5 protein-coding genes are annotated in these 3684 nt (G+C 62.6%); 4 read left to right on the top strand and 1 reads right to left on the bottom strand.

Going from position 1 to position 3684, the window contains the following annotated elements; translation table 11 throughout:
- Window positions 1-500 (top strand): ribosome small subunit-dependent GTPase A (gene rsgA, locus L0H65_RS16255; RefSeq protein ID WP_301460208.1); only part of this gene is annotated, 500 nt, incomplete at its 5' end.
- A 4-nt stretch (window positions 501-504) separates the two neighbouring features.
- Here the strand turns inward: rsgA and L0H65_RS16250 are convergent.
- Window positions 505-966: a protein-tyrosine phosphatase family protein gene (locus tag L0H65_RS16250; RefSeq protein WP_301460206.1), complete on the bottom strand. Its 462-nt coding sequence runs from the start codon at window positions 964-966 to the stop codon at window positions 505-507.
- A 104-nt stretch (window positions 967-1070) separates the two neighbouring features.
- On the opposite strand from L0H65_RS16250, the gene L0H65_RS16245 reads away from it, so the two are divergent.
- From L0H65_RS16245 to L0H65_RS16235, 3 genes are all read left to right on the top strand, one after another.
- Complete coding sequence (locus L0H65_RS16245; protein WP_301460204.1) at window positions 1071-2828, top strand: DNA polymerase III subunit gamma/tau; 1758 nt, start codon at window positions 1071-1073, stop codon at window positions 2826-2828.
- Window positions 2829-2880: 52 nt separating this feature from the next.
- Window positions 2881-3225 carry a YbaB/EbfC family nucleoid-associated protein gene (locus L0H65_RS16240; RefSeq protein ID WP_301460202.1) on the top strand — a complete coding sequence of 115 codons (345 nt, stop codon included), beginning with the start codon at window positions 2881-2883 and terminating at the stop codon, window positions 3223-3225.
- Window positions 3226-3228: 3 nt separating this feature from the next.
- Window positions 3229-3684: recombination mediator RecR (locus L0H65_RS16235; protein WP_301460200.1), on the top strand; the 456-nt coding region annotated here is incomplete at its 3' end.

Here is a 3684-nt window from a genome sequence, read left to right as displayed (position 1 = left end):
GAAAAACCGTGGCGCTATCCGGCTCCTCCGGGGTTGGCAAAACCACGTTGACGAATGCGCTGACCGGGATTGGCGCGGCGACCCAGGCGGTTCGCGACGATGATGCGCGCGGGCGGCACACCACAACGGCGCGCCATCTTTATCCCTTGCCGTCGGGCGGTTGGCTTATCGACACACCCGGCATCCGCGGCCTTGGCGTTTCCGACGCGGCCAGCGGGATCGACGTGACCTTCGCCGAGATTACCGAGCTTGCAGCAGAGTGCAAATTCCGCGACTGCAAGCACGAAGGCGAACCCGGTTGCGCCGTACAAGCCGCTATTGTTGCAGGCGCGGTGGATGCAGACCGGCTGGACCGCTGGCGCAAGCTGAGTGCCGAGGACGCAGTGAACACCGCAAGTTCGGGTGCGGCAATGGGCAAAGGTTACGGCATCACCAAACGCTCCAAAAGCAAGGCATTGGCCAAGCAAAACAAGGCGGCGCAGAAGCACAAAAAGCGGTAGCGGTTCAGGTCGCAGTTTCAGGGCGCGTTGCCCAATCCATCTGCGCCTCGGTTTCGACTGCACAAGGGCGCGCGGCGCGCAGACGGGCCACGGCCGGTTCGGCCTCCTCCCCCGCCTCGACCATCAGCCGCAGCGCAATCATTCCCGTGCGCCCGCACCCCCCGCGACAATGGATCACGATGCGGCTTCCTGTGGCCAAACGCGCATGCAGTTTCAGCGCCAATATCCGCCAATCGCCTCTTGGGGTGGCGTAGTCCGCAATCGGGAAATGACAATGCGCGATTCCCGCCGCCGCGAAAACATCAATCAGATCGGGCGAAAGCATGGCAAGCTCCGGTCCCTCCACCAATGTCAGCACCAAATCCGCGCGCCAAGCCTGCAACGCCGTCAGGTCTGACGCCTGCGGCAAGGCGCAAAGCCCCAGCACCCCGCCGCCAACGGCGATTTCTGCAATTTCAAACGCCATTTTTACACCTTCACGCCGAAATCCCGCTTCGGCTGGACGCGCCTCGCCCAAGTGCTTACCCTATGGCCAACCCCGAATCCAAGGGCCATAGCCAAGGGAATCCTATGCCTGACACCGCCGCCCCCGTCTATCAGGTTCTGGCCCGCAAATACCGGCCCGAAACCTTTGCCGATCTGGTCGGGCAAGATGCCATGGTCCGAACCCTGAAAAACGCCTTCGCCGCCGACCGCATCGCGCAAGCCTTCATTATGACCGGTATTCGCGGGACCGGCAAAACCACCACCGCGCGGATCATCGCCAAGGGGCTGAACTGCATCGGCCCCGATGGCAAAGGCGGGCCGACGACGGAACCTTGTGGTGTCTGCGATCAGTGCAAATCCATCATGGAAGGGCGCCATGTCGATGTGATGGAAATGGACGCCGCTTCCCGCACCGGGGTCGATGACATCCGCGAAATCATCGCCTCGGTGGCTTACCGAGCCACTTCTGCCCGCTACAAAATCTATATCATCGACGAAGTGCATATGTTGTCGACCAGCGCCTTTAACGCCCTGCTGAAAACGCTGGAGGAACCGCCCCCGCATGTGAAATTCATCTTTGCCACCACCGAAATTCGCAAGGTGCCCGTCACCGTTCTGTCTCGTTGCCAGCGGTTCGACCTGAAACGGATTGAACCGGAGGTGATGATTGCCCTGCTGCAAAAGATTGCGACCGGCGAAGGGGCGTCGATTTCGGATGATGCGCTGGCGCTGATCACGCGCGCGGCCGAAGGCTCGGCGCGCGATGCGACCTCGCTGCTGGACCAATCCATCAGCCACGGCGCGGGGGAAACCACCGCTGATCAGGTCCGCGCGATGCTGGGCCTTGCGGATCGCGGGCGGGTGCTGGACCTGTTCGATATGGTGGTGCGCGGTGATGCGGCGGCAGCACTCACGGAGCTTGCGGGCCAATATGCCGATGGCGCGGACCCGATGGCAGTGTTGCGCGATCTGGCGGAAATCACCCATTGGCTGTCTGTAATCAAAATCACACCGGAGGCTGCCGAAGACCCGACGACGCCGCCGGATGAGCGCAAGCGTGGGCTGGATATGTCAGGCCGATTGCCGATGCGGGTTCTGACGCGGATGTGGCAGATGCTGTTGAAAGCACTGGAGGAGGTGGCGCTGGCCCCCAACGCGATGATGGCGGCGGAAATGGCTGTGATCCGCCTGACCCATGTGGCCGATCTGCCCGACCCCGAAAGCCTGATCCGCAAGCTGCAAAGCTCCTCCCCCCGCCCCGTTCATGGTGGCGCACCTGCGGGCGGCGGAGGCGGCGCTGTTCATGCCACCACACGCCTGCATGGCCCGGCGGTGGGGGCGGTTCATTTGCCCACACATGGCCCGACAATGCAGGGCGGGCAAGCCACGGCGCTGGTGTTGGCCCCCGGTGTGCTGGAAAGCTACATCACCTTCCAGCATGTCGTTGACCTGATCCGGGAGCGGCGGGATATGACCCTGCTGGTGGAAGTGGAAACCAACCTGCGGCTGGCAAAATACGCCCCCGGTCGGATCGAATTCGAACCGACGGTGAAAGCCCCGCGTGACCTTGCGGCCCGGCTTTCCGCACGGCTCCAAGGGTGGACCGGTGCGCGTTGGGCGGTAAGCGTGGTCAACACCGGCGGCGGCGCGACACTGGCGGAGGAGCAGGACAAGGACCGGCTGGCGGCAGAGGCGAAAGCGATGGAGAACCCGTTGGTTCAAGCGGTGTTCGCGGCGTTTCCGGGTGCGAAGATCGCAGAAATGCGTCAGCCGGAAACGGAAGCTGCCTTTGACGCTCTGCCAGAGGTCGAAGATGAATGGGACCCGTTTGAGGAGGGTTGAAGCCATCAGCGCAAAACCTTAGGTCACAGATAGTCAAATTGGAGATTGCATGATGCTGAAAGGTCTAGGCGGGCTTGGCGATATGGCCAAGATGATGAAAGCCGCGCAGGAAATGCAAGGCAAACTCGCCGAGGTTCAGGACGGGTTGGAGCGGATTGTGGTGATCGGCGAAAGCGGCGCGGGCCTTGTGCGGGCGCGTGCGACGGCCAAAGGCGAGTTGACCGGGTTGGAAATTGATCCTTCGATCTTTGTCGCCTCGGAAAAGGAAGTGGTGGAAGACCTGATCCTTGCTGCGATCAAGGACGCACAGTCGAAAGCCAGCGAGCGGTCACAGGCGGAAATGGGCAAGCTGACCGAAGGTCTGGGCCTGCCGCCGGGCATGAAACTGCCGTTCTGACCCATGGCCAACGCCCCGCGCGATATTGAGCATCTGATCGACCTGATGGCACGATTGCCAGGGCTTGGGCCACGGTCGGCGCGGCGCGCGGTGTTGATGCTGCTGAAAAAGCGCGGCGCGGTGATGGTGCCCTTGGCACGACTGATGGCCGAGGTTGCAGAGACGGCCCGCGATTGCCGGGTCTGCGGCAATATCGGCGGGGCAGAGCTTTGCGATATTTGCAGCGATGACCGCCGCGCAACAGGGGAAATCTGCGTCGTCGAAGATGTCGCCGATCTGTGGGCGATGGAACGCGGCCACGCCTTCAAAGGCCGGTTTCATGTGCTGGGCGGAACACTCTCCGCCCTTGATGCCGTCGGTCCGGATGCGTTGCGCATCCCCGCACTTGTGGCGCGGGTGCGTGATGAAGACACGCGCGAAGTGATCCTTGCACTGAACGCGACTGTCGACGGCCAGACA

The sequence above is a fragment of the Pseudorhodobacter sp. genome (assembly GCF_030452865.1).
Taxonomy (GTDB): domain Bacteria; phylum Pseudomonadota; class Alphaproteobacteria; order Rhodobacterales; family Rhodobacteraceae; genus Pseudorhodobacter.
Note: the sequence above shows the minus strand (reverse complement) of the source record. Positions and strands in the feature narration are given on the sequence as shown.

What these genes read in the sequence shown, in the direction of transcription:
- L0H65_RS16240 (WP_301460202.1), top strand. Translation starts at nt 2,881, where the DNA reads ATGCTGAAAGGTCTAGGCGGGCTTGGCGATATGGCCAAGATGATGAAA.
- L0H65_RS16245 (WP_301460204.1), top strand. Translation starts at nt 1,071, where the DNA reads ATGCCTGACACCGCCGCCCCCGTCTATCAGGTTCTGGCCCGCAAATAC.
- L0H65_RS16250 (WP_301460206.1), bottom strand. Translation starts at nt 966, where the DNA reads ATGGCGTTTGAAATTGCAGAAATCGCCGTTGGCGGCGGGGTGCTGGGG.